The organism is Billgrantia hypersalina (assembly GCF_052584175.1).
Window position 1 is genome coordinate 343,467 of the sequence record NZ_JBMIQI010000018.1, and the last position, 25,237, is coordinate 368,703.

Consider the following 25,237-nt stretch of genomic DNA (forward strand, 5'->3'; position numbering starts at 1 on the left):
CATGCGACGCACTGGAACGACACCAACCGGACGAACAATCAGAGAGGAGCCGCCATGCATCGATGTGCCGATAGGGAGGGACACTGCGAACGCTGCGAGGGGGTACTGCCGTTCGAGTTCACCATGGCCTTCCAGCCGATCATCGACCTGGCGACAACCCGGATCACGACCTACGAGGCCCTGGTCAGGGGACCAAACGGGCAATCCGCCGCCAGCATTCTGGCGCAGGTGACGCCCCGCCTTCTCTATCGCTTTGACCAGGCCTGCCGCATCCGTGCCATCGAGCTCGCCAGCCAGCTCGGCATGAGCGAAAGCCTTTCGATCAACTTCCTGCCCAATGCCGTCTACGAACCGCAAGCCTGCATCCAGGCGACACTGGCGACCGCAGAGAAGGTTGGCTGGCCGACCGAACGGCTGGTGTTCGAAGTCACCGAAAGCGAAAAAGTGCAGGACCATCAACACTTGCGCCATATCATCCAGGCCTACCGCAGCATGGGCTTCGTTACCGCCCTGGACGACTTCGGGAACGGCTTCGCCAACCTCGACCTGCTGGCGGAGTTGGAGCCGGACCGACTCAAGATCGACCGTGCGCTGGTGATGAACTGCCATCATGACTCTCGTCGTCAGGTGATACTCAAGGCTCTGGTCGGCCTGGCCCACGAGCTCGGCATCGACCTGGTTGCCGAAGGCGTGGAAACACGCGAAGAAGCCCTGTGGCTTGGCCGCCATGGCCTGCTTCAGCAACAGGGTTTCTACTATGCTCGTCCCAGTCTCGAGAGCTTGGCGCCGAACCTGGAGCCAGGCCTCTCGGTACTGCGTCAAGCATTGTAGAAAAAGCGGTTCCATCACGACCGTTACATTGAGAAACATGCGATCATTCCTGGGTGCGCAAAACACTCAGCAGGGGAGCCAAGCAGTATGTCCGAGCAAAGGGACACAGAGCCTTTCACCATCGCCCTCCATCCGGTTCACGATGCCAGCCATCACCATGTGGCGGATCGTCTGGTTTACAGCCAGCACACCGATACCGAAGCCGATGATCTCATGGCCGCCACCGCCAGGGCGCTGGCCAGTGCCGTCTATGAACTAGGCGACAGTGGCCTGCTGGGCGACAGGACATTGTTCGTCGAGCTGCCACTGGAGTGGCTGGATCGCCCCGACCTTCTGCCCACCCCGGCACCGCGGCTGGCGCTCGGCATTGCCGAGGCCCGCACGATCGACGCCGAACTGCTCGCACGCCTCGACGACATCCGTGAACGAGGCTACCGGGTCATCGTGCCGTCGCACCTGCTCAAGCAGGACCTGGAGGCCATGCTCGGGCGCTGCGATATCATCCAGCTCTTTTCCCCCGGCGATCTCGACAATGCGACCCTGGAGAAACTCCCGGCACGCAACATCAAGCTGCTCGTGGAAAACCTGGAGAGCCGCGAGGAACTCGACAGCTATCGGGTAATGGGCTGCGACTACTACAACGGCCACTACCTGGCAAAACCCAGCTATATCGCTTCGCCGCCCCGCGGGCGACATGGCAACCGCGCCGCACAGATCCGCCTGATTCGCGCCCTCTACGAGGACAACAGCGACCTCAACCGGCTGCACGAACTGGTGGTTCAGGTTCCCCACCTGCACGTGGCCATCCTGCGCCGCGCCAATTCGACTTACTTCAATCGCGGGGGGAGAGAGGTCGATCTGCATCGTGCGGTACAGATACTGGGGCTGATCGAGCTACGCCGGTTGATCCTGACGCTGACTCTCGCCAGCCTGCAACCCTCCTCTCGCATCGTGTTGCGCATGGCGCTTATTCGCGCGTTCATGTGCCGCAACCTGGCAGCTCCCTTCCCGTCACTCGACGCCGAAGACGCCTTCACTACCGGTCTGTTCTCGATGATGGATGCACTGCTCGAGGAGGACCGCGCCACCCTGCTCGACCAGCTGCCGCTGGGCGAGCCGATCATCGACGCCCTCAAGCGGCGCGAGGGCCCGCTCGGCGCCGTGCTGACGCTGTGCGAGAACCATGAACGCCAGGTCGAAGAGGCGATCGACGAAGTGCCTGCCGATCGGCTTCACAACTGCTACATGAACGCGCTGGCGTGCACCAAGGCCCTCATGGACAATCTCTAGCTGGCTTCGGCCAGGCGCGCCCGCAACCGGCTCACCGCCTGGCTATGCAATTGGCACACCCGTGACTCGGTGACGCCAAGTACGACCCCGATCTCCTTGAGGTTGAGCTCCTCCTGGTAATACAGCGCCATCAACAGTTTCTCGCGCTCGGGCAATGCCTCAATCCCTTCGACCAGCTGCTGGCGCTTCTCTTCATCCAGCAGGTTATGGAATGGCGTATCGATGGAGGCATCTTCGATCCCCGGCTCGACGCCTTCGGCCATGAGCGCCTCGAAGGGCAGCAGGTGGCCGCTGTTGGTGTCGCTGAGCAGCTGACGATACTCCTCAAGGGCCATATCGAGTTCGGTGGCAATCTCGTTCTCTTCCGCCGGCCTGCCCAGCTTCTGCTCCAGCCGCCGCACGGCCTCGTCGACCGCACGTGCGTTGCGCCTTACGCTGCGCGGCAACCAGTCACGGCTGCGCAATTCATCGAGCATGGCGCCTCGGATGCGCTGGCTGGCAAAGGTAGCGAAGCTCGCCCCCTGGGTCGCATCGAAGCGGCCCATGGCTTCCAATAGCCCCACCGTGCCGGCCTGGATCAGGTCATCGAGTTCGATACTGGCGGGTAGCCGCACTTGCATCGACAGCGCCTGACGCCTGACCAACGGCAGGTACTCATCCAGCAGGTTCGCCTGCTCAATCTTGCCTCGTGCTGTGTACATGCTCTTGCTCTCGCGGCTGACGATTCCCTCGATTGTCGAATTTCACGTTCGACGGGACAGGCTCTTGCAGGCTCTCATGATTGACGATGACCTGCAGCCCCTGCAGGGTCACGGCGCGCTGGCGGCGATCCTGCAGTGAAAACTGGAAATAGATTGGCGTATCGGCCGGCATGCCCGCCAGGGAATCTGTCTGCCCTCGCGGCCCCGGTAGCGGCACGCAATCTCCCGCGTGGCAGAGCCAGGCATTCACTTCGCTTCCGCCTGCATGCTGGTACTGCCAGCCGACCCGCCCCATCACCTGCCCCCGGGCCAATTCGGGCGAGGGCGGCAGCATAGCGGCAGACGACATGCGGCGATCGGCCATCACCACCTGCAGGGCAGGCGCCGACGCAATCCAGCTCCCTGCCGCCTGGGTCATACCCGCCCACACGCCACTAGCGGCCAACAGCACCACGAGGCGAAGCATCATGAACGTCATCTTGCCAACACCAGCAGCTCGATGCCGAAATACTCCTCGGCGACGTACTGGAGGTTGGACAGGAGCCCCTGACGCCCGACACCCGGCGGGTGGACCGCGATCAAGCGTTGCGGCCCGCCTTGTTCGGCGATCCGCTTGAGCATGCGGTAGCCCCGGCGGAAGGCTTCCAGATCGTCATCCACCCACAGCGCCCAGTGGGACTGCTGTTCGGCAAGCAGCGGCAGATGCGGGCTGGTGATCGGCAATGCCACGATGCGCCAGGCGCGCGGATCCCCTACCCAACGCCGCCCTTCCCGCGACCAGCTCTCCAGCAGCTCGGTCACCCTTGCCGTGTGTCGCTCGGCGGTGCCCGGCAGACCCAGCACCATCAATGTCAATTCCTGTTCGGAGCGCGCCGGTCGTGACGGCGGCACCGGTGCACGGGCGGCGGCGGGCCTGGTTGACGGCCGCGCAACGCTCTGCGGTGCTACGTCATCCGGCGTCATACCCGAGGCCAGTTCGACCAGCATCTCGGCCACGTGTGTCGGGCATTCATCCTGCGCATTTCCGTTCGCCCATTGGCGCAAGCCTGCGGCCTGGTCCCGTCCCATCTAGCCTGTCTCCCTTTCACCTAGGCCAAGGTGGCGAATGGTATCGCGCACCAGGAAGAGTTGTATTAGCGCTTCGAGCAGCGCCACATCGCGACGGCGACGACGACCGCCACCGAGGCCGAGCAACTCGGCCCTGAGGTCCATTGCCGCATCGTCATCCGACAGGTCCAGGTGGGCCGCCACGGTTGCCAGCCCACTGGCCATGAGCAGGCGGACGTCGGCGCGCAACTCGCCCAATTCGGCGGAATCCAGGCGCTGCCAGGCCCGGCGAGTCAACTGCGGCAGGACATCACCCTGTAACAGCGTAAGTAACAAGGGTTTCGGCTCGTGTCCCAGCCGTGCAGGAGCGATCCAGTAACGCCGAACCAGCGACTTGCCGCTCTCTTCATCGCGAATCTCGCCGAACCAGGCGCTTGCAATGAGGTTCGCCTGATCGCGCCGGCCGCTCCTGAACGTCACGCCGATCGGCAACGTGCCGAGGAACAGGCGCGCAGCGGCTCCTCGAAAGCGGCAACGGATTTCGCCTACGGTTTCGGCGATGCTCTCGAGTCCAGCCAGGCTCTGCCGCTCACCGCCATGCTCGACCCGCAGGCTGCCCCGCACCTGACTGCACCACATCAGCTCCTGGCGCTCCAGCCATTCGCCCGCTTCGCCGTCAGGGAGACCGTTCAACAGGTGCACGCCGATGCCGTGCCGCTCGAAAGCCGCCTCGAGGCGCGCCTGCTGACCCGCCACCTGGCGATGCTGTAACAATGGCAACGCCAGCCAAGTACCCTCGGGGCTGAGTGCCAGATCGGGCATCGCCCAAGGCTCACCGGATACCCGTCGCCGCTCGCTCCAGAGCATGCCGAGTGCCTGACCGGTCCGCGGATAGTCGGCCAGCAACGCATCAAGGCGCTGCTGTTGAATCGACGCAGGCAAGCCAAGCAGGTTCCATACCGACTCCAGACCGTCGAAACCGGGCAGGCGCTGGCGCAACGCCTGCAGTACCGAGGCCAGCCGGCGACCCTGTCCCAGCAAGCCGCCGCCCCGCCCGAACGTCTCCGCCGGGGTTGGAAGGGCCATCGAGCGCGTCAGCGGCACGCGACTGGCAAGACACTGTTCGATCAGGGCAGTGGGATCCGCCAGGGCCATATCCTCCGGTACACGCTGACCGTGCGAGACGAACAGCAGCCGCAGTCCGTGGCGCATCACGATATCCAGCACCGGTGCCAGCCTGCCCGCCTCGTCCTGCTTGGTGATGATACAGTCGAGCAGCTCACCGCCGGCCGCCTGGGCCGCCTGTCGGTAGCGCACCACAACTTCCTCCAGGGTTTCGGGCTGGCTGGCCGCATTGAGCAGCAACACCAGGCGTACCGGTATGTCACCGCCGCGCAAGTGCCCGACCTGCTCGATGACACGCTGGTCGCGCTGGCTCATGCCCACCGTGTCGATGATGATCCAGGACTTCCCTTTCATCCGCTCCAGCAGGTCGGAAACCGGCTGGTCGGCATTGAGCGCGTACATGGGCACGTCCAGCAGCCGCGAATAGATGCGCAACTGCTCGTGGGCCCCGATTCGGAAGCTGTCCGTGGTGACCAGTGCCACCGGGCGAGTGCCGTGGCGCATGACATAGCGAGCCGACAGTTTGGCCGTGGTGGTGGTCTTGCCCACCCCGGTGGGGCCGATCAGTGCCACGATACCGGCACGATCCATGAAGGCGGCTTCGTCCTCGAGCCCTTCAAGCCGCCGGACGAGCTGACGCGTGAGCCAGCTCATGGCGCGGTCGTCCACCTCCGCATGGCTTGCCAGCTCTTCCGGCAGTGCCGACACCACCTCGCCTGCGAGCGTCTGGCCAAAGCCGGCCTCGAGCATCACCTGCACGAGCTGCTCGGCAACCGTGCCGGCCGCTCCCGGCCGGTCATGCCCGCGTGTGAGAAGCGCACGCATGTCGCGCATCTCCTCGAGCAGCCGCGCGCTCATGGCCTCGAAGGCCTGCGCCGGGTCGGATTGGGCAGCTGGTGCCGGCGTAGGCGCAGGCGCAGGCGTCTCGGCGGATAACGCATCGGTGGGCTGCGATGCGGCGGATTCGGCCATCGCCAGGATCTCGACGCCTTGCTCGGTGCGTCGATTGGCCAGGATCAGAGCCTCATCGCCCAGGGCCGCACGCACCTGGCGCATGGCGTCGCGGCTGTTAGCAGCGAGGAATCGCATCACACTCATTTATCGACCTCCTACCAGCGTCGTGACGCGCAGTGTCCTGTCATCGGGTATTTCCGCCTGCGACATGACAACCAGATGACGCATGCGCCGACGCAGGAAGCGGGACAGCAGCGGACGCAGGCTGTGTTGCACCACCAGCACGGGCGGCTCACCGCTGGCTTCATGCCGCTCCACGGCCTGTTCGGCCTGCTTCATCAACGTTTCTGCCAGCCCCGGCTCGAGCGCCCCGTTACCGTTCATGGCCTGCAGCAGAACCTGTTCAAGCTGGGCATCGAGGCCTATCACATTCAGCGTATCGCGCCCCGGGAACCACTGCTGGGTTATCGCCCGACCCAGCGCTATCCGCACCAGCGCGGTCAGCTCATTGGTATCCTGCTGGTGTGGCGCGTACTCCGCCAAGGTATCCAGGATAGTGCGCATGTCGCGAATCGAGACGTCCTCTTCCAGCAGGTTCTGCAGAATGCGCTGCAGTGCCGTGAGGTTGACCGCCTTGGGTACCACGTCCTCGACCAGCGATTTCTGCTCTTCACCCAATTTATCGAGTAGCTTCTGCACCTCCTGACGCCCCAGCATCTCGGGTGCATGCCGATGCAGCAGGTGATTGAGATGGGTGGCGATCACCGTACCGGCGTCCACCACGGTGTAGCCGTAAACCTGGGCGTGCTCGCGCTGGCCGGCATCGATCCAGACCGCCGGCAGCCCGAAAGCCGGATCGGAAGTGGGTGAGCCCTGGAGCTGGCCGGTGACCTGACCGGGGTCGATGGCCAACCATTGACCCGGAAACGCTTCGGCGCGACCGATCTCGGCCCCCTTGAGGGTGATCACATAGGTGTTGGCCCCCAACTCGAGGTTGTCGCGGATGTGCACCACGGCGGGAAGGAAGCCAACTTCCTGGGCGAACTTCTTGCGTACGCTCTTGATCCGTCCCAGCAGCTCGCCGTCCTGGCGCTGATCCACCAGCGGGATCAACCTGTGCCCGACTTCCAGGCCCAGCGTATCCACCAGCTGGACGTCGTCCCAGCTGGCCTCCGGCGCCTCCGGCTGAGGTGGCGGCGCGGTGCTGAGCTCCTTCTCCACCAGGCGCTGCTCCTTCTGGCGCGTCAACATCCAGGCCAGGCCGGCCAGCAATACGGTGAAGATCAGGAAGACCAGGTTGGGCATGCCCGGCACCAGGCCCAGGAGCCCCATGACCAGGGCCGCCAGCACCAGCACCTGGGGATTGACGAACAGCTGGCTGATCATCTGCTGCCCGACGTCCTGCTCGGTATTGACCCGGGACACGGTCACGCCTGCAGCGGTGGAAATGACCAGAGCGGGAATCTGGGCCACCAGGCCGTCGCCGATGGTCATCAGGGTGTAGGTCCGTGCGGCATCGCCGAAGCCCATGCCATGTTGCAGCATGCCGATCAGCAGCCCGCCGATGACGTTGACCACCATGATGACCAGGCCGGCCATGGCATCGCCGCGAACGAACTTGCTGGCCCCGTCCATCGAGCCGTAGAAATCGGCCTCCTGAGCGACTTCGCCGCGACGGCTACGCGCCTCCTCCTCGCCGATCAGACCGGCGTTGAGATCGGCATCGATGGCCATCTGCTTGCCCGGCATGGCATCGAGCATGAAGCGCGCACCGACCTCGGCAATCCGGCCCGCACCCTTGGTGATGACCATGAAGTTGATGATGACGAGAATCAGGAACACCACCAGACCCACGGCGAAGTTGCCGCCGATGAGGAATTCGCCGAAGGCCTCGATGACCTTGCCGGCCGCGTCGCCGCCCTGATGGCCTTCCATGAGGATGACCCGGGTAGAGGCCACGTTGAGCGACAGGCGCAGCAACGTAGTGAACAGCAGCACCGCCGGAAACGCGGCAAAGTCGAGCGGCTTCTGGGTGAACATGCTGACCAGCAGCACCATCACGGCCAGGGCGATGTTGAAAGTGAAGAGCAGATCGAGCGCGAACGGCGGCAGCGGCACGATCATCATGCCGAGGATCATGATGATCAGGATCGGGCCGGCCAGCAGTTTCATGCGGACGTCGCCCATCCAGTCGCGGCGCCCCATGAGATGACTCAGGGATTTCATCGACGAGCTCCGCCGGGCTCGGACGGCCCTTGGTCAGTGGCACCATCGACCGCATCGGCGGCTGGTATTTCCAGGCTTTGCGGTATGGTCAGGTTCTCGGGTTTAGGCGGCACCTCTCCCCCCTCTCGTGAAACGTGCTTGAGACGGAAGGCCCAGGCCAGCACCTCCGCCACGGCGGTATACAGATCCAGCGGAATCTCGTGGTCGAGGTCGACGTGATGGTACAACGCACGCGCCAGGGGCGGTGCCTGCAACAGCGGTACGCCGGCTTCCTCGCCAAGCTCGCGAATGCGCGCCGCCACCATGTCGGCACCCTTGGCCACCACGCGGGGGGCGCCCATGCGCGCCTCGTCGTACTGTAACGCCACCGCATAATGGGTAGGGTTGGTGATGATCACGTCGGCCTCCGGTACCTTGCTCATCATGCGGCTTCGCGCCATGGCCTGCTGTTGCGAGCGGATGCGCGCCTTGACGTGCGGATCGCCCTCCGACTCCTTGTGTTCACGCTTGATCTCTTCCTTGGACATGCGCAGCTTCTTGGCGTGGCTCCAGAGCTGATAGGGAACGTCGATCAGGATCACCACCAGCAGCGTCAGCACCATCAGACCGCAGGCTTCGGCCGCCATCCACAGGGCGCGGGCCAGTGCCTGGCTGGTGGGCAGGTTCATCAACGCCAGGTACTCCCCGATGTTGAAATAGAGGTACGCCATGCCGACGCCACCAATCAGGATCGACTTGGCCACTGCCTTGAACAACTCCACCAGTGCCTGCGTGCCGAACATGCGCTTAAGCCCCTTGAACGGGTTGAGCTTCGACATCTGGGGTTTGAGCGACTTGGCTGAGATCAGCCAGCCCCCCAGCAGGGCCGGTGCCACCAGCGCCACCAGGGTAAGCAACAAGAACAAGGGCAGCATGGTCAGCAGCGTACGGCTGCCAAGATCGAGCACATTGCTCAGCATGGGGCCGGTTTCGAAGGCCTGGCGACGCTCGAACAGAAAAGCCTGCTCCATCACCAGCCCCAGCTGGTCGTAGAGCAGCGCGCCCATCGACCACATGCCGACCACGCCTCCCAGCAGGAGCATGAAGGTGGTGAGCTCCCGGGAGCGGGCAACCTGACCTTCCTCGCGCGCCTTCTCGAGGCGTCGAGGCGTGGCCTCTTCGGTCTTTTCCTGATCACTGCTCTCGTCGGCCATGGCACCCGCACACTTTTACGCACGGTGGCCATTGTGGCGTCAACGGCAGGCTGGCGATACGCCAAAAAGCGCCGATGATCGTGGCTTTATCGGCCAGGACCCTCGACGCTGGAGAAGGTAGCGAAGTGAGACACGATCCAGCCATTCGCAGGGATCGCCGTCACTCTTCGCCTGGGTTACGCTTTTCAAGCGTAGGGGGTAGCCTAGAAACCGAGCTGATCGAGAAGATCGTCCACCTGATCCTGATTGGTCACGACATCGGCGCCGGGCTTGATCTGTGGTCCGTTGAGCAACCCTTCCTCACGCCGACGCGCTTCGTTCTCCCATTGGTCGTTGGCCTTGCGCTGCATGCTCTCGCGAGCCACTTCCTCGGGAACATTGTCGATCAACACCTGGACAAGCTGATGCTCGATCTCGCGAATCACATCCATCATTTTCTTGATCACCTGGCCGGTCAGGTCCTGAAAGTCCTGGGCCATCATGATCTCGATCAGCTCCTTCTGGGTGGCCTGGGTCTTGACCGGCACCTCGCCCAGGTAGGAGCGTGTCTGCTTGACCAGGTCGCGGGCCTCGTCGAGCTCCTTGGGCTCGGCGAACCACTCCGCCCAGCGCTTGTCCAGCGACTCGGCGCCATTGCTGATCGAATCCTGCAGTGGCTGGGCACGATCGATGGCGTTGAGGGCGCGTTCCGCAGCCTGCTCGGTCATGGTGGCCACGTAGCTCAGCCGGTCACGCGCATCGGGGATGGCTTCCGCCGCCTTCTCGATCTCCTTGTCCAACCCCAGCTCACGCATGCTTTCCCTTAGCATGCGGGTCAGCTGCCCGATACGCTGGACCAGCTCTTCGCCAGCGGCATTAGGTTGAGCCTCGCCAGGCTGCTCATTAGCGCTCATCTTGTTAACTCCTCCGCAAGCGGATCTCGCTTGCCGGCTTCACTTGCCCAGTTTTTCGAAAATCTTGTTGAGCTTCTCTTCCAGCGTCGCGGCGGTGAACGGCTTCACCACGTAGCCGCTGGCCCCCGCCTGAGCAGCCGCGATGATGTTCTCTTTCTTCGCCTCGGCAGTCACCATCAATACGGGCAGCTCCTTGAGCGCCGCATCGGCACGGATCTGCTTGAGCATCTCGAGCCCGTCGAGGTTCGGCATGTTCCAGTCGGACACCACGAACTCGAAGGAGCCTGAACGCAGCTTTGAAAGCGCTTCCTGACCGTCTTCGGCCTCTTCCACATTGGTATAGCCCAGCTCCTTGAGCAGGCTCCGAACGATCCGGCGCATGGTCGGGAAATCGTCCACCACCAGAAAGCTCATGTTCTTGTCGGCCATCGTGATTCCTCTTCTCTATCAAGCTACGTTCGTTGTGACGGCCGCTGAATGCCGTCATGGATGCATAAAAAGGGTCAGAACTCTTCCCACTCGCCCGCCGCCACCGGCTCGGCCTGGGGCTTGCGCCGCGGCTTGGGATCGGCATCGGTCACCGCGCGCGCGCCCACCCGGGCCGGGACGTTCGGTTTGGGCAAGGTGGGAGCAGCGGCACGCTGCGTCTGGTTCGTTACGCTGGCGATATCCCCAGCGCCCCGAGGCTCATCACGCCTGGGCTCACGCTGTGCGTCGCCAGCCAGCCGGAACACGGCGACGGCCTGTTCGAGCCGCTTCGCCTGCTCCTCGAGCGAGGCGGCAGCCACCGTGGCCTGCTGCACCAGAGAGGCATTCTGCTGGGTCACCTGGTCCATTTGGCCTACCGCCTGGCTCACCTGCTCAATGCCGTCGCTCTGTTCCTGAGAAGCCGCTGATATCTCATCCATGATATCGGTGACACGACGCACGGCCTTGACCACTTCGTCCATGGTCTCGCCCGCCTGTTCGGCCAGGGTCGAGCCCTCTTTCACCTGAGCCACCGAACCGTCGATGAGCGCCTTGATCTCCTTGGCCGCCGTGGCACTCCGGCTGGCCAGATTGCGCACTTCACCTGCCACCACGGCAAAGCCGCGACCCTGCTCGCCCGCCCGGGCGGCCTCCACCGAGGCGTTGAGTGCCAGGATGTTGGTTTGAAACGCGATGGAGTCGATCACGCTGGTGATATCGCTGATCTTCTGTGAGCTGGCCGAGATACCGCCCATGGTCTTGACTACGCGATCGACGACATCCCCGCCGCGCTCGGCGGTGGTAGAGGCGTCCAGAGCCAGTCCGCTGGCCTGACGTGCGTTGTCGGCGTTCTGGCGCACCGTGGCCGTAATCTCCTCCATGCTCGAGGCGGTCTCCTCGAGCGAGGCAGCCTGTTGTTCGGTGCGCGAAGAGAGGTCCGCATTACCGCCAGCGATCTCTCGGGTGCCGATATGGATCGAGCTGCTGCTGTCGCGCACCTGACCCACGATGCGACCCAGGCTTTGCTGCATGTTGCGCATGGCATTGAACAGCTTGCCGATCTCGTTGCGGCTGCCCTCGGGAATGCTGCCGGTCAGATCGGCCTTGGCAATGGTCTGGAGGTGCTTGACCGCGGAATTGAGCGGTCGAATGACGGTGGCGCGAAGCCCTGCATAAACCAGCACCAACACGGTTACGGCAATCGCCATAGCTGCCAATATTATGAAGACGAACCGCTCTGACTGGGTGCGGAAGTCAGCCGTCATCGCCTGGGCGTTATCGAACGCATAGTTAACGAACTCGGTCATGCTCCCGGCAAGTGAAGCGCTCGGTTCGAATAAAGCCTCGCGCAGGTTGTTAAACTCCCGAGCACTCAGCTCATCCAGCGCTTGATGTTGCTCCCGTACCAGGCCCAGCACGGAGGCAAAATCCTGTTCGATTCGACGAGCCATGCCCATGGCACGCTCGGATTTCGGTGCCGCGACAAAGTTGCTGAAGTGGATTTCGGCCCGATCCATTCGGTCTGCCGCGATATCGAGCTGCTCATTGGCGTCGGCCATGCGTCCCAGCATAATCTGATTAGAGGCGATCTCTAGACTCACCCGGGCCACGTTGAGCAAGGCATCCGCGCGGTTGATCTCGTTGAGCTGCTGCACGTTGATGCGGTCGAGGTCCGCCATGATCCGGGCGGCCTGGCGATCCGACATGATCGAGAGAGCGGATACGACAGCGATCAGCACGGCAAAACTGGCCAATGCAGCAATAACGGAAGCATGAATGCTAATGTTGCGTATAAAGCGGCTCATCAATGGCATTCCTCGCGATTCGTTCAGTCAAATTCCGTAACGTCTTATTCAGGTTATTTCCCCGATCAAACTCGCTGCGCGCGGCCGGAAGCCGCCACCAGCGCCATCAGGCGCTCGGGAATGTCGTCTAGGCCGATCACCTCCACCGCCCCCCCCAGGGCAATGGCTTCGCGCGGCATGCCGAAGACCACGCAGCTCGCCTCATCCTGCGCCAGGGTGGCCGAGCCGGCCTGGCGCATCTCCAGCAACCCCGCCGCGCCATCCTTTCCCATACCGGTAAGAATGACGCCGATGGCGTTGCGACCTGCCTGGGTGGCAGCGGAGTGGAACAGGACATCGACCGAAGGGCGGTGCCGATTGACCGGCGGCCCGTCATCGAGCCTGGCGACATAGTTCGCACCGCTTCGGGAGAGCTTCAGGTGAGCATCGCCAGGCGCGATATAGGCATGCCCCGGCAGCACACGCTCGCCGTCGCTGGCTTCCTTCACGGTCACGTTGCAGAGGCGATTCAAACGCTCGGCGAAGGAGCGGGTGAAACCACCAGGCATGTGCTGTGTGATCAGGATGGCCGGGCTGTTGGCCGGCAGCGGCTCGAGCACGGCGCGTATCGCCTCGGTACCTCCCGTGGAGGCGCCGATGATGATCAGCTTTTCGCTTGACACCAGCGGGGCCTTGAGAGTCGCCCGCGGCGCAGCCTGGGCCTGTCGCGCCTGACGCGGGCGCGACTTGGCGGCGGCTCGAATTTTCTCGGCGATGTCATTGGCGTATTCCAGCATTCCGCTGCGGATACCCAGGGACGGCTTGGCGACAAAGTCCAGAGCACCCAGTTCCAGTGCCCGCAGGGTGACCTCGGAGCCAGCCTGCGTCAGCGACGACACCATCAGCACCGGCATGGGCCGCAGACGCATGAGACGCTCGAGGAAATCGAGACCATCCATTCGCGGCATCTCGACGTCAAGGGTCAGCACGTCGGGATTGTGGCGCTTGATCAAGTCGCGCGCGACCAGAGGGTCCGGCGCTACGGCCACCACTTCCATGTCCGGCTGCGAGTTGATGATCTCGCTAAGCAGGTCACGAATCAGCGCCGAGTCATCAACGCACAGCACCTTGATCTTGTTCGATCCCAAGGCAGGTCTCCTGGTTTGTTAGGGAGTCTTGCGCCCCAAGCCAAATAGATATTTCGTTACATCGGCGCAGCCGGCTGAAACTTTAGGTTGTGTCTGAAAATCGGCGAGCACGGGTCAGGCAAGGCAAAACCAATGCGAAGACGGACCGGGCTCACGTGCGAGTCACCAGGCTGAAAATGAGGAAACGCCTAGGCCAGGGTGTAGACCGTTTGGCCGCGCAGGCGAAACACCTTGCTGATGTAGGAAAAATTCTCGGAGTGGCCGGCAAACAGCAAGCCGTCGGGCTTGAGCAGGGGGGCGAAACGTTCGAGGATTCGCGCCTGGGTCTGCTTGTCGAAGTAGATCATCACGTTGCGACAGAAGATGGCATCGAAAGGCCCCTTGAGCGGCCACTGCGGCGCCAACAGGTTCATGTGCGTGAATTCCACCATGGACGACACTTCGGGCCGAACCCTGGCCATCCCCTCATGCTGGCCCCGCCCCTTCTGGAAGAAGCGCCTGACCCGGCTCTCATCGAGCTTGCGAACCTGTTCGATGGGATAGACGCCCGCTCGAGCACGGGTCAGTGCCTCGGTATCGATGTCCGTCGCCACGACACGGGCTTCGGTCGCCCGCGCGCCCAGGCTCTCCTGCAGTGTCATGGCGATTGAATAGGGCTCCTCGCCCGTTGATGCCGCCGCACTCCAGATGCGTACGGGACTGCTTGCCTTGCCGACGTGCTCGGCGAGCAGCGGGAAATGATGCATTTCGCGAAAGAAAGCCGTGAGGTTGGTCGTCAACGCATTCGTGAACTCCTCCCATTCACGTGCATCAGGCTGGCGTGCCAGGCGCTCCAGGTAGTCGCTGAAGCGGGTCAGGCCATGGTGACGCAGCCGCTTGGCCAAGCGGCTGTAGACCATCTCGCGCTTGTGTTCCGCCAGCACGATGCCGGCCCGCTGATAGATCAGCTGGCGAATCTTGGTGAAGTCTTCGTCGGTCAGGACCAGGTCGCGTTCAAGATGCCCCAGCCCTGACCACTGCCCCGGTTCATTACCGGGCGTCCGTGACTGTGTCAAAATGTTTCCCACTCTTCATCGGCTGCCGCCTTGCTCGATTTGCCTGCTGTCCGTTTTATGGGAAGCGGGTCGTGCGACAAGGCGGGAGCGGTAGCCCGTGAACGTTCGGCCTTGGCATGTTTGCCCTGGCTGTGTAGCTGGCTCGGCACCTGCTCGAGCCCGGCGCCGCGCAGGCGGAAGACCCGAATGGCTTGGTCGAGCAGCTCCGCCTGGTGCTGCAGGTCGCTTGCCGCCCGTGCACTCTGCTGCACGCGCTCGGCATTCTGCTGGGTGACCTGGTCCATCTCGGTGATGGCCTGGTTGATCTGGCCGATGCCCCCGCTCTGCTCCTCGGAGGCCGCGGTGATCTCGCCCATGATGTCGTTCACCCGCTGCGAGGCCGCCACCACTTCGGCCATGGCGCTCTCGGCACGCTGGACCTGGCTGGCCCCCTCATGGATCTCGCTGGCGGAGCCGTCGATCAGGCGACGAATCTCCTTGGCGGCGTCCGCGCTGCGCCCCGCCAAATTGCGCACCTCACCCGCCACCACGGCGAAGCCGCGGCCCTGCTCGCCCGCCCGGGCTGCCTCCACCGAGGCGTTCAGCGCCAGGATGTTGGTCTGGAAGGCGATCGAGTCGATGACGTTGATGATGTCCTTCATTTTCTCGGCGCCGGCGGTGATGCGCTCCATGGTCTGCACCACCCCATGCATCAGTTCGCCGGTGTCGCGGACGCGGCTGGCGTTGTCCAGTGCCAGTCCGCTGGCCTGGCGGGCGTTATCGGTATTCTGCTGCACCGTGGTGGTCATCTCCTCCATGCTCGAGGCGGTCTCCTGCAGCGAGGCGGCCTGCTGCTCGGTGCGGGCCGACAGGTCCTCATTGCCGCGGGCGATGGAGCGCGATGCGGGCGTTACCACGTCGATGCCCTGCTGCACGCTGGCGGTGGTGCTGTAGAGGCTCTTGCGCATGGTATTCAGTGCACCGAGCAGCACGCCGACTTCGTCGCGCGTACGCTTCGGCGAACGTATCGCCAGGTTGCCTGAAGCGACCTGCAGGGTGAAATCGACGGCGCGCCGAAGCGGGCGCGTCACTGCCCGCCGGGTCCAGATGCCGAGCAGGACCAGAAACAGGATACCGATCGACAGCGCTGCAGCCTGGCCGATCAGCATCATCTGCTGGCCGCGCTCGGCCTCACCGGCCAGCTGATTGGCATAGTCGAGCTTGCCTTCGATCAACACATTGATGCCGTCGGAAATGCCGTCGACTTCGGCCCGCAGCACATCGTTGTAGGCCTCGTAGGCGGCAAAACCACTACCGTCGATCAGCGCCTGCAACGTGGGCCGAATGCCTTCATCGACGGCTACGCCGAGCTGGGTGTCGAGAGTCGCCACTACTTCACGCGTTGCGTCCTCGCCATCGAGGAAGCTTGCCCATGACGCGTTGATCCGCTCGACGACAGTTTCGGTTTCCTCCGCCAGTTCCTGTATCTGGTCCGGGCTAAGCGCCCGCGGGTTGCGCACCGGGCGCTCGAGATCGCTCATCAATTGGCTGAGCAGTTGATCGATGCGCTGCAGGTCGGCGATATCCTGCACCCCGTTGTCGTTGAGGTAGGCCACCCGATCGCCGGACACCTTGAGCCCGTAGAGTCCCACGGCCCCGCTGAGCAGCAACAGCAGAACAGGCACCAGCGTCAGCGTGACCAACTTGGCGCTGATGGTATGCACGTTGAACCGGGTCAGCGCCCCAACCAGCCCACGATGCACCAGCTGCCCCTGCCTGAACCTCAGTTTGCTTCGCCCTGCTCGCAGCTGGGCGTAGCGTTTCGCCGTCGCCTCGATAACGGCCGCCTCGGCACGCGTGCGTACCGAGGTGTAGCCCTGGCACTTGCCGTCGTCGAGAATCGGCGTCACCGTGGCCTGCACCCAGTAGTGATCGCCATCCTTGCGCCGGTTCTTGATCACCCCTTGCCAGGATTCGCCCGTCTCGATGGTCTTCCACAAGTCGGCAAAGGCTTCCTGCGGCATGTCGGGATGCCGAATGAGGTTGTGCGGCGCGCCAATCAGCTCTTCATGAGAGTAACCACTTACCTCGACAAACGCTGCGTTAGCGTAGGTGATACGCCCTTCCAGATCCGTTCGAGTGATGAGCAGGTGCTCATCGCTCAGTTTGAACTCCCGCTGCGTTACCGGCTGATTGTCGCGCATAGTTATTATCCTGTGCCGTCCTGGTAAGTCCCCTGGTGCTGCTTATGTTCAGAACGTCTCCCACTCTTCGTCCATTGCCGGCTTGCTCGCCTTGGCCGGCGCCCGCTTGGCGGGACGAGGATCTTGCTGCAAGCCAGGCACCCTGGCCGGCTGGTGTCTCTCGCCGCCCGGCTTGCTCGCTTGCGCCGCTGGCTGGCTGGGCACGCTTTCAGGGCCGGCGCCGCGCAGGCGGAAGACCCGAATGGCCTGGGCCAAGTGCTCCGCCTGGTGCTGCAGGTCGCTTGCCGCCCGTGCACTCTGCTGCACGCGCTCGGCATTCTGCTGGGTGACCTGGTCCATCTCGGTGATGGCCTGGTTGATCTGGCCGATGCCCCCGCTCTGCTCCTCGGAGGCCGCGGTGATCTCGCCCATGATGTCGTTCACCCGCTGCGAGGCCGCCACCACTTCGGCCATGGCGCTCTCGGCACGCTGGACCTGGCTGGCCCCCTCATGGATCTCGCTGGCGGAGCCGTCGATCAGGCGACGAATCTCCTTGGCGGCGTCCGCGCTGCGCCCCGCCAAATTGCGCACCTCACCCGCCACCACGGCGAAGCCGCGGCCCTGCTCGCCCGCCCGGGCTGCCTCCACCGAGGCGTTCAGCGCCAGGATGTTGGTCTGGAAGGCGATCGAGTCGATGACGTTGATGATGTCCTTCATTTTCTCGGCGCCGGCGGTGATGCGCTCCATGGTCTGCACCACACCATGCATCAGTTCGCCGGTGTCGCGGACGCGGCTGGCGTTGTCCAGCGCCAGTCCGCTGGCCTGGCGGGCGTTATCGGTATTCTGCTGCACCGTGGTGGTCATCTCCTCCATGCTCGAAGCGGTTTCCTGCAGCGAGGCGGCCTGCTGCTCGGTACGTGCCGACAGGTCCTCGTTGCCGCGGGCGATGGAGCGCGACGCGGGCGTCACCACGTCGATGCCCTGCTGCACGCTGGCAGTGGTGCTGTAGAGGCTCTTGCGCATGGTGTCCAGCGAGCCGAGCAGGGCACCGATCTCGTCACGGGTCTCTGGTGGGGTGCGGACGGCCAGGTTGCCCGAGGCGATCTGCAAGGTGAAATCCGTCGCACGACGTACCGGCCGGGTAATGGCGCGCATGATCCACACGCTGATGATCAACAGCAGCACGAAACCGAGCGCCATGAACCCGAGCTGGCCGGCAAGCATGCGCTGCTGTCCCTGCTCGGCTTCTTCGGCCATGCCCAGGGCAGCGATGCGCTGCTGCTCGATCAACTCGTTAACTTGGACCGTCAGGGTCGCTGCGCTATCTCGCAGATCCGAAGTATTGTTATTCAGAGCCATCATGGCGTCGAAAGCCTCGGTCCCGCCCAAGGCATTGGCCATCGGGGCCAGCCCCTCCTCGAGGAAGCCTGTCAGCGCGGCATCGAACTCCAGCGCCAGTTCGGTTCGGTTGCGAGCCAGGAAGTCGCTCCATAGCCCTGACAGCTCCTCGGCGAGGTCGGCCAGTTCCTCGGCGTGCTGATGCCGCTCGCCGAGTATTTCCATGCGCTCGTTGCCGGTAAGGCGCTGCGGCCCTTCATTTATCAGCTGGCCGAGCTGCTGCAGCCGTATCACGTCCTGCAGCCCGTCGCGGTTGAGTTCCGCCAGACGCTCGCCCGATTCCTGTAAGCCATAGAGTCCCACAGCGCCACTGATGGCGAGCAGCAGCAGGGCCGAGACGGTCAGCATCGACAGCCGAGCACGGATGGTCCGCGGGTTGATGCGTGCGAGCCAGCCCAGCGGCCCGCGCCGCACCAGTTGACCCTGACGAATGGCGAGGCCCGAACGGCCGGCTCGCATGCGCGCGTAGTCACGCTCGGCGGCTTCCGCCAGCTGGGGTTCGATGGCCGTGCGTACCGAGGTGAAGCCCAGGCACTGCCCCTCCTCGACGATGGGCGTAACCGTGGCGCGCACCCAGTAGTGGTCGCCGTTCTTGCGTCGGTTCTTGACCACGCCCTGCCACGTTCCGCCGCCCTGAATCGTCTTCCACAAATCGGTAAAGGCCTCCTGCGGCATGTCAGGGTGACGGATCAGGTTATGGGGCGCTCCGATCAACTCATCATGCTCGAAGCCGCTCACTTCGACGAAAGCCGAGTTGGCGTAAGTGATTCGGCCCTTGAGGTCGGTGCGAGTGATCAGCAGTTGCTGATCATCCAGTTTGTATTCCCGCTGCGTGACTGGCTGATTGTTGCGCATTGTCATTATTCCCTTTAACCGCCTCGATTCATCAGGGGTGGGCGTTGCTTACGGCACCACCTGTCCAAGAGTTCTACGGCCTCAGAACGAGGCCCACTCCTCTTCTTCTTTTTTATTCGGCGGTGCGCTCGATGCAGCAGCCGCTTGTGAGCGCCCGGCAGGCAGCGGGTCGCACGGTATGGATTCCGGGAGGGCCTTGGTTGCCTTTGTCTGGGGGCTCGCATCGCCGCTGCGGGAGCGGTGCTCCACCGGCCCGTTCGCTTGTCCGGACAGCCTGAAGCGCAGCACGGCCTCGCGTAGGCGGGCGGCTTCCGCCTCCAGTTGTGTCGCAGCCGTGGCCGCTTGCTGCACCAGGGCCGCATTCTGCTGTGTCACCTGGTCCATTTGGGTCACGGCCTGATTGACCTGCCCGATGCCGTTGCTCTGCTCCAGCGAGGCCGAAGCAATTTCATCCATGATGTCACTGACCCGCTGTACCGCGGCGACGATCTCGCTCATGGTCTGGCCGGCCTTGTCCACCCTGGCCGTGCCGACATCCACCTTCTCCAGCGACGCCGCAATCAGGGCGCGAATCTCGCCGGCTGCCGAGGCACTACGCCCCGCCAGGCTGCGCACTTCCTGGGCCACGACGGCAAAGCCCCGTCCGTGTTCGCCGGCCCGGGCAGCCTCGACCGAGGCATTGAGGGCCAGGATGTTGGTCTGGAAGGCGATGGTGTCGATCACGCTGATGATGTCGGACATCTTGTGCGAACTCTCGCTGATGTCGTGCATGGTCGAGACGACCTCGCTGACCACCTCGCCCCCCTGGGCCGCGGTGCGCGATGCTTCGGCCGCCAGTTGGCTCGCCTGGCGCGCATTGTCAGCGTTCTGCTCGACGGTGGAGGCCAGCTCCTCCATGCTCGAGGCGGTTTCGGCCAACGAAGCGGCCTGCTGCTCGGTGCGCGAAGATAGTTCGCCGTTTCCTTCAGCGATGTCCTGCGCCCCGACATAGATACCCTCGCTGCTGCTGCGCACCGTCCCGACGGTGTCGGAAAGGCCGTCTTGCATGTGCTTGAGGGAGGTGAAAAGACGCCCGATCTCGTTGGTGCCCCGATTTTCTACCGGCTGGGAGAGATCTCCCTGCGCCAGGCCCTCGAAGTACCCGACCAGGCGCGCGAGCGGCCGCAGCACATTGACACTGATACCCCAGACCACCACGACCATGACCGCCACCGAGCCTGCCAGTGCGGCAATGATGACCAGACGCATCATGCCTGCCGTGGCGGCGAAAGACGCCTGGTAGGCGGCCCCCGACTCCCCGGCATGTGGCGCCATCGCCGCCACGGCGGCACTGCCCTGCTGCAAGGCGTAAAGCCCCAGGCCACTGAGCACGGCGATCATGCCGCCGAAGAAGAGCAGGACCAGGAACCAGCTGGCCCTGACCGTCAGGTTATCGAGTAGCTTCACGTTTCCCCCATCCCAATCAACCCCAGGCAAGCCGTCACTCAAGTGACATATCGGCTTTCTCGTCAGAAACTTGACGGTCCTATTCAGCAACCCGTTCGACCAGTTCCATTTCGTCGCTGGTCAGCAGCTTGTCGATATCGACGATCACCAGCATGCGGTCATCGAGGCTGCCCAGGCCGCTCAGGAAATCCGACGACAGGGTGACGCCGAACTCGGGAGCCGGCTTGATCTGGTCGGGTGAAAGTGTCATCACGTCGGAAACGCCATCGACGACGATACCGACGACTCGATCTTCGACATTGACCACGATCACGACGGTCTGGCCGCCATATTCCACCTTGTCGAGATGGAACTTGATACGCAGGTCAACGATAGGAACGATCACGCCACGCAGGTTGGTCACGCCCTTGATGAAGTCCGGTGCGTTGGCGATCCGTGTCACGTTCTCGTAGCCGCGGATCTCCTGCACCTTGAGGATGTCGATGGCGTACTCTTCTTCGCCCAGAGAGAACACCAGAAATTCACGGTTATGGGCTTCGGCCGCGGCCAGTGCCGCATCATTCATCTGGTTCATGATCAGGTCTCCAGCTCTTTGTCGGTGAGGGCTTCGAGTGACGGTTTACGCTCAGGCCGGCGTTTTTCCTTCTTCGCCCGGCTGAGGCGATGCAGACCGGTGATGTCGAGGATCAGCGCCACGCTGCCATCCCCGAGGATGGTGGCGGCGGAGACTCCCGGCACCTTGCGGTAATTGGTTTCCAGGTTCTTGACGACGACTTGCTGCTGGCCAACCAGATCATCCACCAGCAGCGCATAACGACGCCCCTCGCCCTGCACGATTACGGCGATGGTTTCGGTGAGCTCGGTCTTGGCGTTGGGCACCTCGAGCGCTTCGTGTACCGCCACGACCGGCAGGTACTCGTCACGCACTTTGAGCACTACGTCGTCGCCGGCCATGGCATAGAGGTCTTCCTTGGCCGGCTGCAGCGACTCGAGGACGGCGGACAGCGGCAGAATGAACATCTCTGCGCCTACCTTGATCGACATGCCGTCGAGGATCGCCAGGGTCAGCGGCAGGACAATGCGAATCGTGGTTCCCTCGCCCGGACGCGACATGATCTGCACATGGCCGCCCATGCCCTGGATGTTACGCTTGACCACGTCCATGCCGACGCCGCGTCCCGAAACGTCGGTGACCTCCTTGGCGGTCGAGAAACCCGGGGCGAAGATGAGCTGCCACACCTCGTCGTCGCTCATGCTGTCGGATACCGGCAACCCGTTCTCCCGCGCCTTGGACAGCAACCTGTCGCGGTTGAGGCCGGCGCCGTCGTCAATTACCTCGATGATGATGTTGCCGCCCTGATGCTTGGCCGAGAGCACCAGCTTGCCGGTGCGTGGCTTGCCGGCCGCTTCGCGGGCGTCGGGCGGCTCGATGCCGTGATCGAGGCTGTTGCGCACCAGATGTGTCAGCGGATCGATGATGCGCTCGGTGAGGCTCTTGTCGAGCTCGGTCGACTCGCCCTCTGTGACGAGCTCGATCTCCTTGCCCAGCTTGCTGGCCGTCTCGCGCACCACCCGGGGAAATCGGCTGAAGACGAAGTCCATGGGAATCATGCGGATCGACATCACCGATTCCTGCAGGTCCCGGGCGTTGCGCTGCAGCAGGCTCATGCCATTTTGCAGGGCACTATTGGTGCTGTTGTCCATCTCGCTGACGGTCTGGTCGAGCATCGACTGGGTGATGATCAGTTCACCCACCAGGTTGATGATCTGATCGACCTTGTCGACAGACACCCGTATCGAAGTCGACTCGCCGCCGGGCTTGGCCTTGCCCTTCGCCTTGGCGGCCTTGGCCTCACCCGTAGGCTTGCCGGCAGCGGCAGGCCTGGCCGGTTCCGCCGCGGACTCAGCCGGCTTGGCAGCCGCCTCGACCGGTGCGGTCGGTGCAGCCTCAGGGGCTTGTTCCTGAGAAGCCGCTTGCGGTGGTTGCCCACCATCGACAGCGCGGATCTTGACCTGGTCGGCATCGATGATGAAGCACATCACCGCCTCGATGTCGTCGTCGCTGTCAGTCGAGACGAGCGTGACTTCATAGCACGCCTCGTCGCCGCCATGGTTTATCACTTCGCCCAGCTGCCCCAGCTCTTCGACGAGCAGCTGGCGGTCCTTCTCGCTGACGTTGAGCAGCGTCACGATGCGCTGGGCAGCGCCGTCGTCGCTTGCGGGCTGCTTCTCGGCCTCTGGCTTGGCCACGGGCTTCGGCTCGGGCTTGGGCGCGGCAGGAGCCCCGCCCTCCAAATCCTGGCCGATCTCCTCGAGAGCGATCTGCTGGAGCGTCTTGCAGATGCGCTCGAAGGCCTCTTGATCGGGCTCGTCGCCGTTGCGATAGGCGTCTAGCTGATCGCTGAGCATATCCTTGGTTTCCAGAAAGGTATCGACGATATCCCGGCGCAGCGTCAGCTCGCCTTTGCGGGTATGGTCGAGCAGGTTCTCGAACAGATGCGTGGTTTTTTGCAGGACGTCGAAACCGAACGTGCCTGCCCCCCCCTTGATCGAATGGGCGGCACGGAAGATGGCGTTGAGCTGCTCGCTATCCGGCGCGTCCACGTCGAGCTCCAGGAGGTAGCGTTCCATGTCGGCCAACAGTTCTTCGGCTTCCTCGAAGAAAGTGTCATAGAAATCCGTGATATCCATGCGCTTTACCACCTGGTGTCAAATTGATTTCCTGTCGCCTCGCTCTCGCCCTAGTCGGGATCGAGCGTGTTGCGCAGACCTTCAGTAAACTGTTCTATGGGCGCCAGATCGACATCGCTTTCGAGGCGCGAACTCATCGGACTCGGCACGCCCGGACCGTTGAGAATGTTCGGTCGGCGAATGTATTCCGACACCTCCGGCAGAAGCACCAGCAGCTCGATCCGGCGGTTGTCGGCATCGAACGGGTCGGTGTCCGGCAGCAGCACGCGGTCGGCAAAGCCCGAGACCCGCAGCAGCTTGTCCGAATCGAGCCCACCGGCGACCAGTTCGCGACGCGAGGCATTGGCACGATCATTGGAGAGCTCCCAGTTGCTGTAGCCCCGATACCCGCCCGCATAAGCCCGACTGTCGGTATGTCCGCCAATGCTCAGGTCATTCGGCAGGTCGTTGAGCAACGGCGCAATGGTGCGCAGCAGGTTGCGCATGTAGGGCTCGACGCGGTCACTACCCACGGCGAACATGGGCCGCTGCTCCGTATCCAGCAGTTGGATACGCAACCCTTCGGGCGTCAGGTCGAAGCGCATCTGCTGGCGCAGCTCGCGCAGCTCGGGATCGGCCTCGATCACCGTCTCGATGCGCCGTTGGAGATCCATGAAGAAACGACGCTGCTGTTCGCTGGGCCGCGAGAACTCACGGGTATCGATTCGCGCTCTTTCGCCATCGCTGTGGGCCGGGTCAGGACCGCCACCGGGAATGGCTCGGGTACTACCGGAACGATCCCCGCCCGTGACCGCGCTGGCCAATGGCGCACTGAAATACTCCGCCACGCCCTCACGTTGCTCGTCGCTCGCCACCGACAGGATCCACATCACCAGGAACAGTGCCATCAGGGCCGTCATGAAATCGGCCAGGGCAATTTTCCAGCTTCCGCCATGGTGGGCGTGGACGACCTTCTTGCGCCGGATGATGATCGGACGCTTGTCTGCTCCCGCGCTCATTCCGCTGCCGCACCCGACTTGGCGTTACGTACATACTCCTCGAGCTCGGTAAACCCGGGGCGCTCTGCGGTATGCAGCGCCTTGCGGCCGAACTCCACCGCCAGTTGCGGCGCATAGCCATGAAGGCTGGCCAGCAGGGTAATGCGGATGCACTGCAGCATCTTTTCCGCCTCCTTGATCTGGCGCTCGATGCTGCTGGCGACGGGATTGATGAAGCCATAGCCCATCAGGATGCCGAGGAAGGTACCGACCAGGGCATGAGCGATCATCTCCCCCATCTGCTCCGGCCCGGCGTCGGCGTAGGTCAGGGCCTTGACCACGCCCATGACGGCCGCCACGATGCCGAACGCCGGCATGGCGTCGCCCACCTTGGCGATGGCATCCGCCGGGATATGCGCCTCCTGCTCGAAGGTTTCGATCTCGTGGAGCATCAGCTCGTCGATCTCCATCGGATCCATCCCGCCCGCCACCATCAGGCGCAGGTAGTCGGTGAGGAAATTCATGATCATCGGGTCGGCCAGCACCTTGGGGTGCTCCTGGAACAGCGCACTCTCCTGGGGGCTGTCGATATCGCGCTCGATACCGAGCATGCCCTCGCGGCGGATCTTGGTCAGCAGCTTGAACTGCACCGCCAACAGCTCCATATACATTGACTTGTTGTATTTCTTGGTGCGCTTCAGTTTTGGGATGATCTTGAACGTCGCCTTGATCGCCTTGCCGTTATTGGCGGCAATGAAGGCACCTATTCCGGCCCCACCGATCATCAGCAGCTCGGTAGGCTGAACGAGCGGTCCCAGGAAACCGCCGGCCAGTACGAAGCCGCCGAAGACGCACAATATGACTACGAGATAACCGAGCAGAATCAGCACAACCGATACCTTTTAAATGGATGCGAGTCGTCGTTACCCAATGTATCGGCCAGGCATGGCAACACTTGAGGCTCAAAGGCAAAAAAGAGAAGGGAAAAGGGAG

The 25,237-nt window shown here is 63.3% G+C and carries 20 protein-coding genes; 2 read left to right on the top strand and 18 right to left on the bottom strand.

The window, feature by feature from the left end; all coding sequences use genetic code 11:
- Positions 1–54: 54 nt before the first annotated feature.
- Both ACOJCM_RS16115 and ACOJCM_RS16120 read left to right on the top strand, forming a co-directional pair.
- On the top strand, positions 55–831 hold the full coding sequence (locus ACOJCM_RS16115; RefSeq protein ID WP_445213089.1) for an EAL domain-containing protein: 777 nt from the start codon (positions 55–57) through the stop codon (positions 829–831).
- Between the two features lie 87 nt (positions 832–918).
- Positions 919–2,121, top strand: coding sequence for an EAL and HDOD domain-containing protein (locus ACOJCM_RS16120; protein WP_445213090.1), 1,203 nt, complete (start codon positions 919–921; stop codon positions 2,119–2,121).
- On the opposite strand, the gene ACOJCM_RS16125 is transcribed toward ACOJCM_RS16120, so the two are convergent.
- The 18 genes from ACOJCM_RS16125 to motA form a co-directional block, all read right to left on the bottom strand.
- Positions 2,118–2,822 carry an RNA polymerase sigma factor FliA gene (locus tag ACOJCM_RS16125; RefSeq protein WP_445213091.1) on the bottom strand — a complete coding sequence of 235 codons (705 nt, stop codon included), beginning with the start codon at positions 2,820–2,822 and terminating at the stop codon, positions 2,118–2,120. The genes ACOJCM_RS16120 and ACOJCM_RS16125 overlap by 4 nt on opposite strands.
- Positions 2,797–3,291, bottom strand: coding sequence for a flagellar protein FlhE (locus ACOJCM_RS16130; protein WP_445213092.1), 495 nt, complete (start codon positions 3,289–3,291; stop codon positions 2,797–2,799). The genes ACOJCM_RS16125 and ACOJCM_RS16130 overlap by 26 nt, the downstream gene beginning before the upstream one ends.
- 5 nt (positions 3,292–3,296) lie before the next feature.
- Positions 3,297–3,890 (bottom strand): hypothetical protein, encoded by a 594-nt coding sequence (locus ACOJCM_RS16135; RefSeq protein ID WP_445213093.1) that lies wholly within the window; start codon positions 3,888–3,890, stop codon positions 3,297–3,299.
- Positions 3,891–6,083, bottom strand: coding sequence for a flagellar biosynthesis protein FlhF (flhF, locus tag ACOJCM_RS16140; protein ID WP_445213490.1), 2,193 nt, complete (start codon positions 6,081–6,083; stop codon positions 3,891–3,893).
- Positions 6,084–6,092: 9 nt separating this feature from the next.
- Positions 6,093–8,174, bottom strand: a complete 2,082-nt coding sequence (flhA, locus tag ACOJCM_RS16145; RefSeq protein WP_445213094.1) for a flagellar biosynthesis protein FlhA — start codon at positions 8,172–8,174, stop codon at positions 6,093–6,095.
- Entirely contained in the window at positions 8,171–9,367 is a 1,197-nt protein-coding gene (gene flhB, locus ACOJCM_RS16150) for a flagellar biosynthesis protein FlhB (RefSeq protein ID WP_445213095.1), read from the bottom strand. The genes flhA and flhB overlap by 4 nt, the downstream gene beginning before the upstream one ends.
- Positions 9,368–9,570: 203 nt before the next feature.
- Complete coding sequence (gene cheZ / locus ACOJCM_RS16155) at positions 9,571–10,260, bottom strand: protein phosphatase CheZ (RefSeq protein ID WP_445213096.1); 690 nt, start codon at positions 10,258–10,260, stop codon at positions 9,571–9,573.
- Positions 10,261–10,299: 39 nt separating this feature from the next.
- Positions 10,300–10,689, bottom strand: a complete 390-nt coding sequence (gene cheY / locus ACOJCM_RS16160; protein WP_228580148.1) for a chemotaxis response regulator CheY — start codon at positions 10,687–10,689, stop codon at positions 10,300–10,302.
- A gap of 74 nt (positions 10,690–10,763) precedes the next feature.
- Complete coding sequence (locus ACOJCM_RS16165) at positions 10,764–12,533, bottom strand: methyl-accepting chemotaxis protein (protein WP_445213097.1); 1,770 nt, start codon at positions 12,531–12,533, stop codon at positions 10,764–10,766.
- 65 nt (positions 12,534–12,598) lie between these two features.
- Entirely contained in the window at positions 12,599–13,660 is a 1,062-nt protein-coding gene (locus ACOJCM_RS16170) for a protein-glutamate methylesterase/protein-glutamine glutaminase (protein ID WP_445213098.1), read from the bottom strand.
- Positions 13,661–13,848: 188 nt separating this feature from the next.
- The gene (locus ACOJCM_RS16175) at positions 13,849–14,715 is read right to left on the bottom strand and encodes a CheR family methyltransferase (protein ID WP_445213099.1); all 867 of its coding nucleotides are present in this window, start codon (positions 14,713–14,715) and stop codon (positions 13,849–13,851) included.
- Positions 14,712–16,898: a methyl-accepting chemotaxis protein gene (locus ACOJCM_RS16180; RefSeq protein WP_445213100.1), complete on the bottom strand. Its 2,187-nt coding sequence runs from the start codon at positions 16,896–16,898 to the stop codon at positions 14,712–14,714. Before ACOJCM_RS16180 ends, ACOJCM_RS16175 begins: the two co-directional genes overlap by 4 nt.
- Before the next feature lie 48 nt (positions 16,899–16,946).
- Positions 16,947–19,130 carry a methyl-accepting chemotaxis protein gene (locus tag ACOJCM_RS16185; RefSeq protein ID WP_445213101.1) on the bottom strand — a complete coding sequence of 728 codons (2,184 nt, stop codon included), beginning with the start codon at positions 19,128–19,130 and terminating at the stop codon, positions 16,947–16,949.
- Between the two features lie 81 nt (positions 19,131–19,211).
- The gene (locus ACOJCM_RS16190; protein WP_445213102.1) at positions 19,212–20,576 is read right to left on the bottom strand and encodes a methyl-accepting chemotaxis protein; all 1,365 of its coding nucleotides are present in this window, start codon (positions 20,574–20,576) and stop codon (positions 19,212–19,214) included.
- 79 nt (positions 20,577–20,655) lie between these two features.
- Positions 20,656–21,150, bottom strand: a complete 495-nt coding sequence (locus ACOJCM_RS16195; RefSeq protein WP_445213103.1) for a chemotaxis protein CheW — start codon at positions 21,148–21,150, stop codon at positions 20,656–20,658.
- 2 nt (positions 21,151–21,152) lie between these two features.
- A complete protein-coding gene (cheA, locus tag ACOJCM_RS16200; protein ID WP_445213104.1) occupies positions 21,153–23,267 on the bottom strand; it encodes a chemotaxis protein CheA in 2,115 nt (704 codons plus the stop codon).
- A gap of 50 nt (positions 23,268–23,317) precedes the next feature.
- Positions 23,318–24,265 carry a flagellar motor protein MotB gene (gene motB, locus ACOJCM_RS16205; protein WP_445213105.1) on the bottom strand — a complete coding sequence of 316 codons (948 nt, stop codon included), beginning with the start codon at positions 24,263–24,265 and terminating at the stop codon, positions 23,318–23,320.
- Positions 24,262–25,134 (bottom strand): flagellar motor stator protein MotA, encoded by an 873-nt coding sequence (motA, locus tag ACOJCM_RS16210; protein WP_445213106.1) that lies wholly within the window; start codon positions 25,132–25,134, stop codon positions 24,262–24,264. Before motA ends, motB begins: the two co-directional genes overlap by 4 nt.
- Positions 25,135–25,237 lie beyond the last annotated feature (103 nt).

Coding starts and splice junctions, on each gene's coding strand:
- ACOJCM_RS16115 (WP_445213089.1), top strand. CDS start 55: ATGCATCGATGTGCCGATAGGGAGGGACACTGCGAACGCTGCGAGGGG.
- ACOJCM_RS16120 (WP_445213090.1), top strand. CDS start 919: ATGTCCGAGCAAAGGGACACAGAGCCTTTCACCATCGCCCTCCATCCG.
- ACOJCM_RS16125 (WP_445213091.1), bottom strand. CDS start 2,822: ATGTACACAGCACGAGGCAAGATTGAGCAGGCGAACCTGCTGGATGAG.
- ACOJCM_RS16130 (WP_445213092.1), bottom strand. CDS start 3,291: ATGATGCTTCGCCTCGTGGTGCTGTTGGCCGCTAGTGGCGTGTGGGCG.
- ACOJCM_RS16135 (WP_445213093.1), bottom strand. CDS start 3,890: ATGGGACGGGACCAGGCCGCAGGCTTGCGCCAATGGGCGAACGGAAAT.
- flhF (WP_445213490.1), bottom strand. CDS start 6,083: ATGCGATTCCTCGCTGCTAACAGCCGCGACGCCATGCGCCAGGTGCGT.
- flhA (WP_445213094.1), bottom strand. CDS start 8,174: ATGAAATCCCTGAGTCATCTCATGGGGCGCCGCGACTGGATGGGCGAC.
- flhB (WP_445213095.1), bottom strand. CDS start 9,367: ATGGCCGACGAGAGCAGTGATCAGGAAAAGACCGAAGAGGCCACGCCT.
- cheZ (WP_445213096.1), bottom strand. CDS start 10,260: ATGAGCGCTAATGAGCAGCCTGGCGAGGCTCAACCTAATGCCGCTGGC.
- cheY (WP_228580148.1), bottom strand. CDS start 10,689: ATGGCCGACAAGAACATGAGCTTTCTGGTGGTGGACGATTTCCCGACC.
- ACOJCM_RS16165 (WP_445213097.1), bottom strand. CDS start 12,533: ATGAGCCGCTTTATACGCAACATTAGCATTCATGCTTCCGTTATTGCT.
- ACOJCM_RS16180 (WP_445213100.1), bottom strand. CDS start 16,898: ATGCGCGACAATCAGCCGGTAACGCAGCGGGAGTTCAAACTGAGCGAT.
- ACOJCM_RS16185 (WP_445213101.1), bottom strand. CDS start 19,130: ATGCGCAACAATCAGCCAGTCACGCAGCGGGAATACAAACTGGATGAT.
- ACOJCM_RS16195 (WP_445213103.1), bottom strand. CDS start 21,150: ATGAACCAGATGAATGATGCGGCACTGGCCGCGGCCGAAGCCCATAAC.
- cheA (WP_445213104.1), bottom strand. CDS start 23,267: ATGGATATCACGGATTTCTATGACACTTTCTTCGAGGAAGCCGAAGAA.
- motB (WP_445213105.1), bottom strand. CDS start 24,265: ATGAGCGCGGGAGCAGACAAGCGTCCGATCATCATCCGGCGCAAGAAG.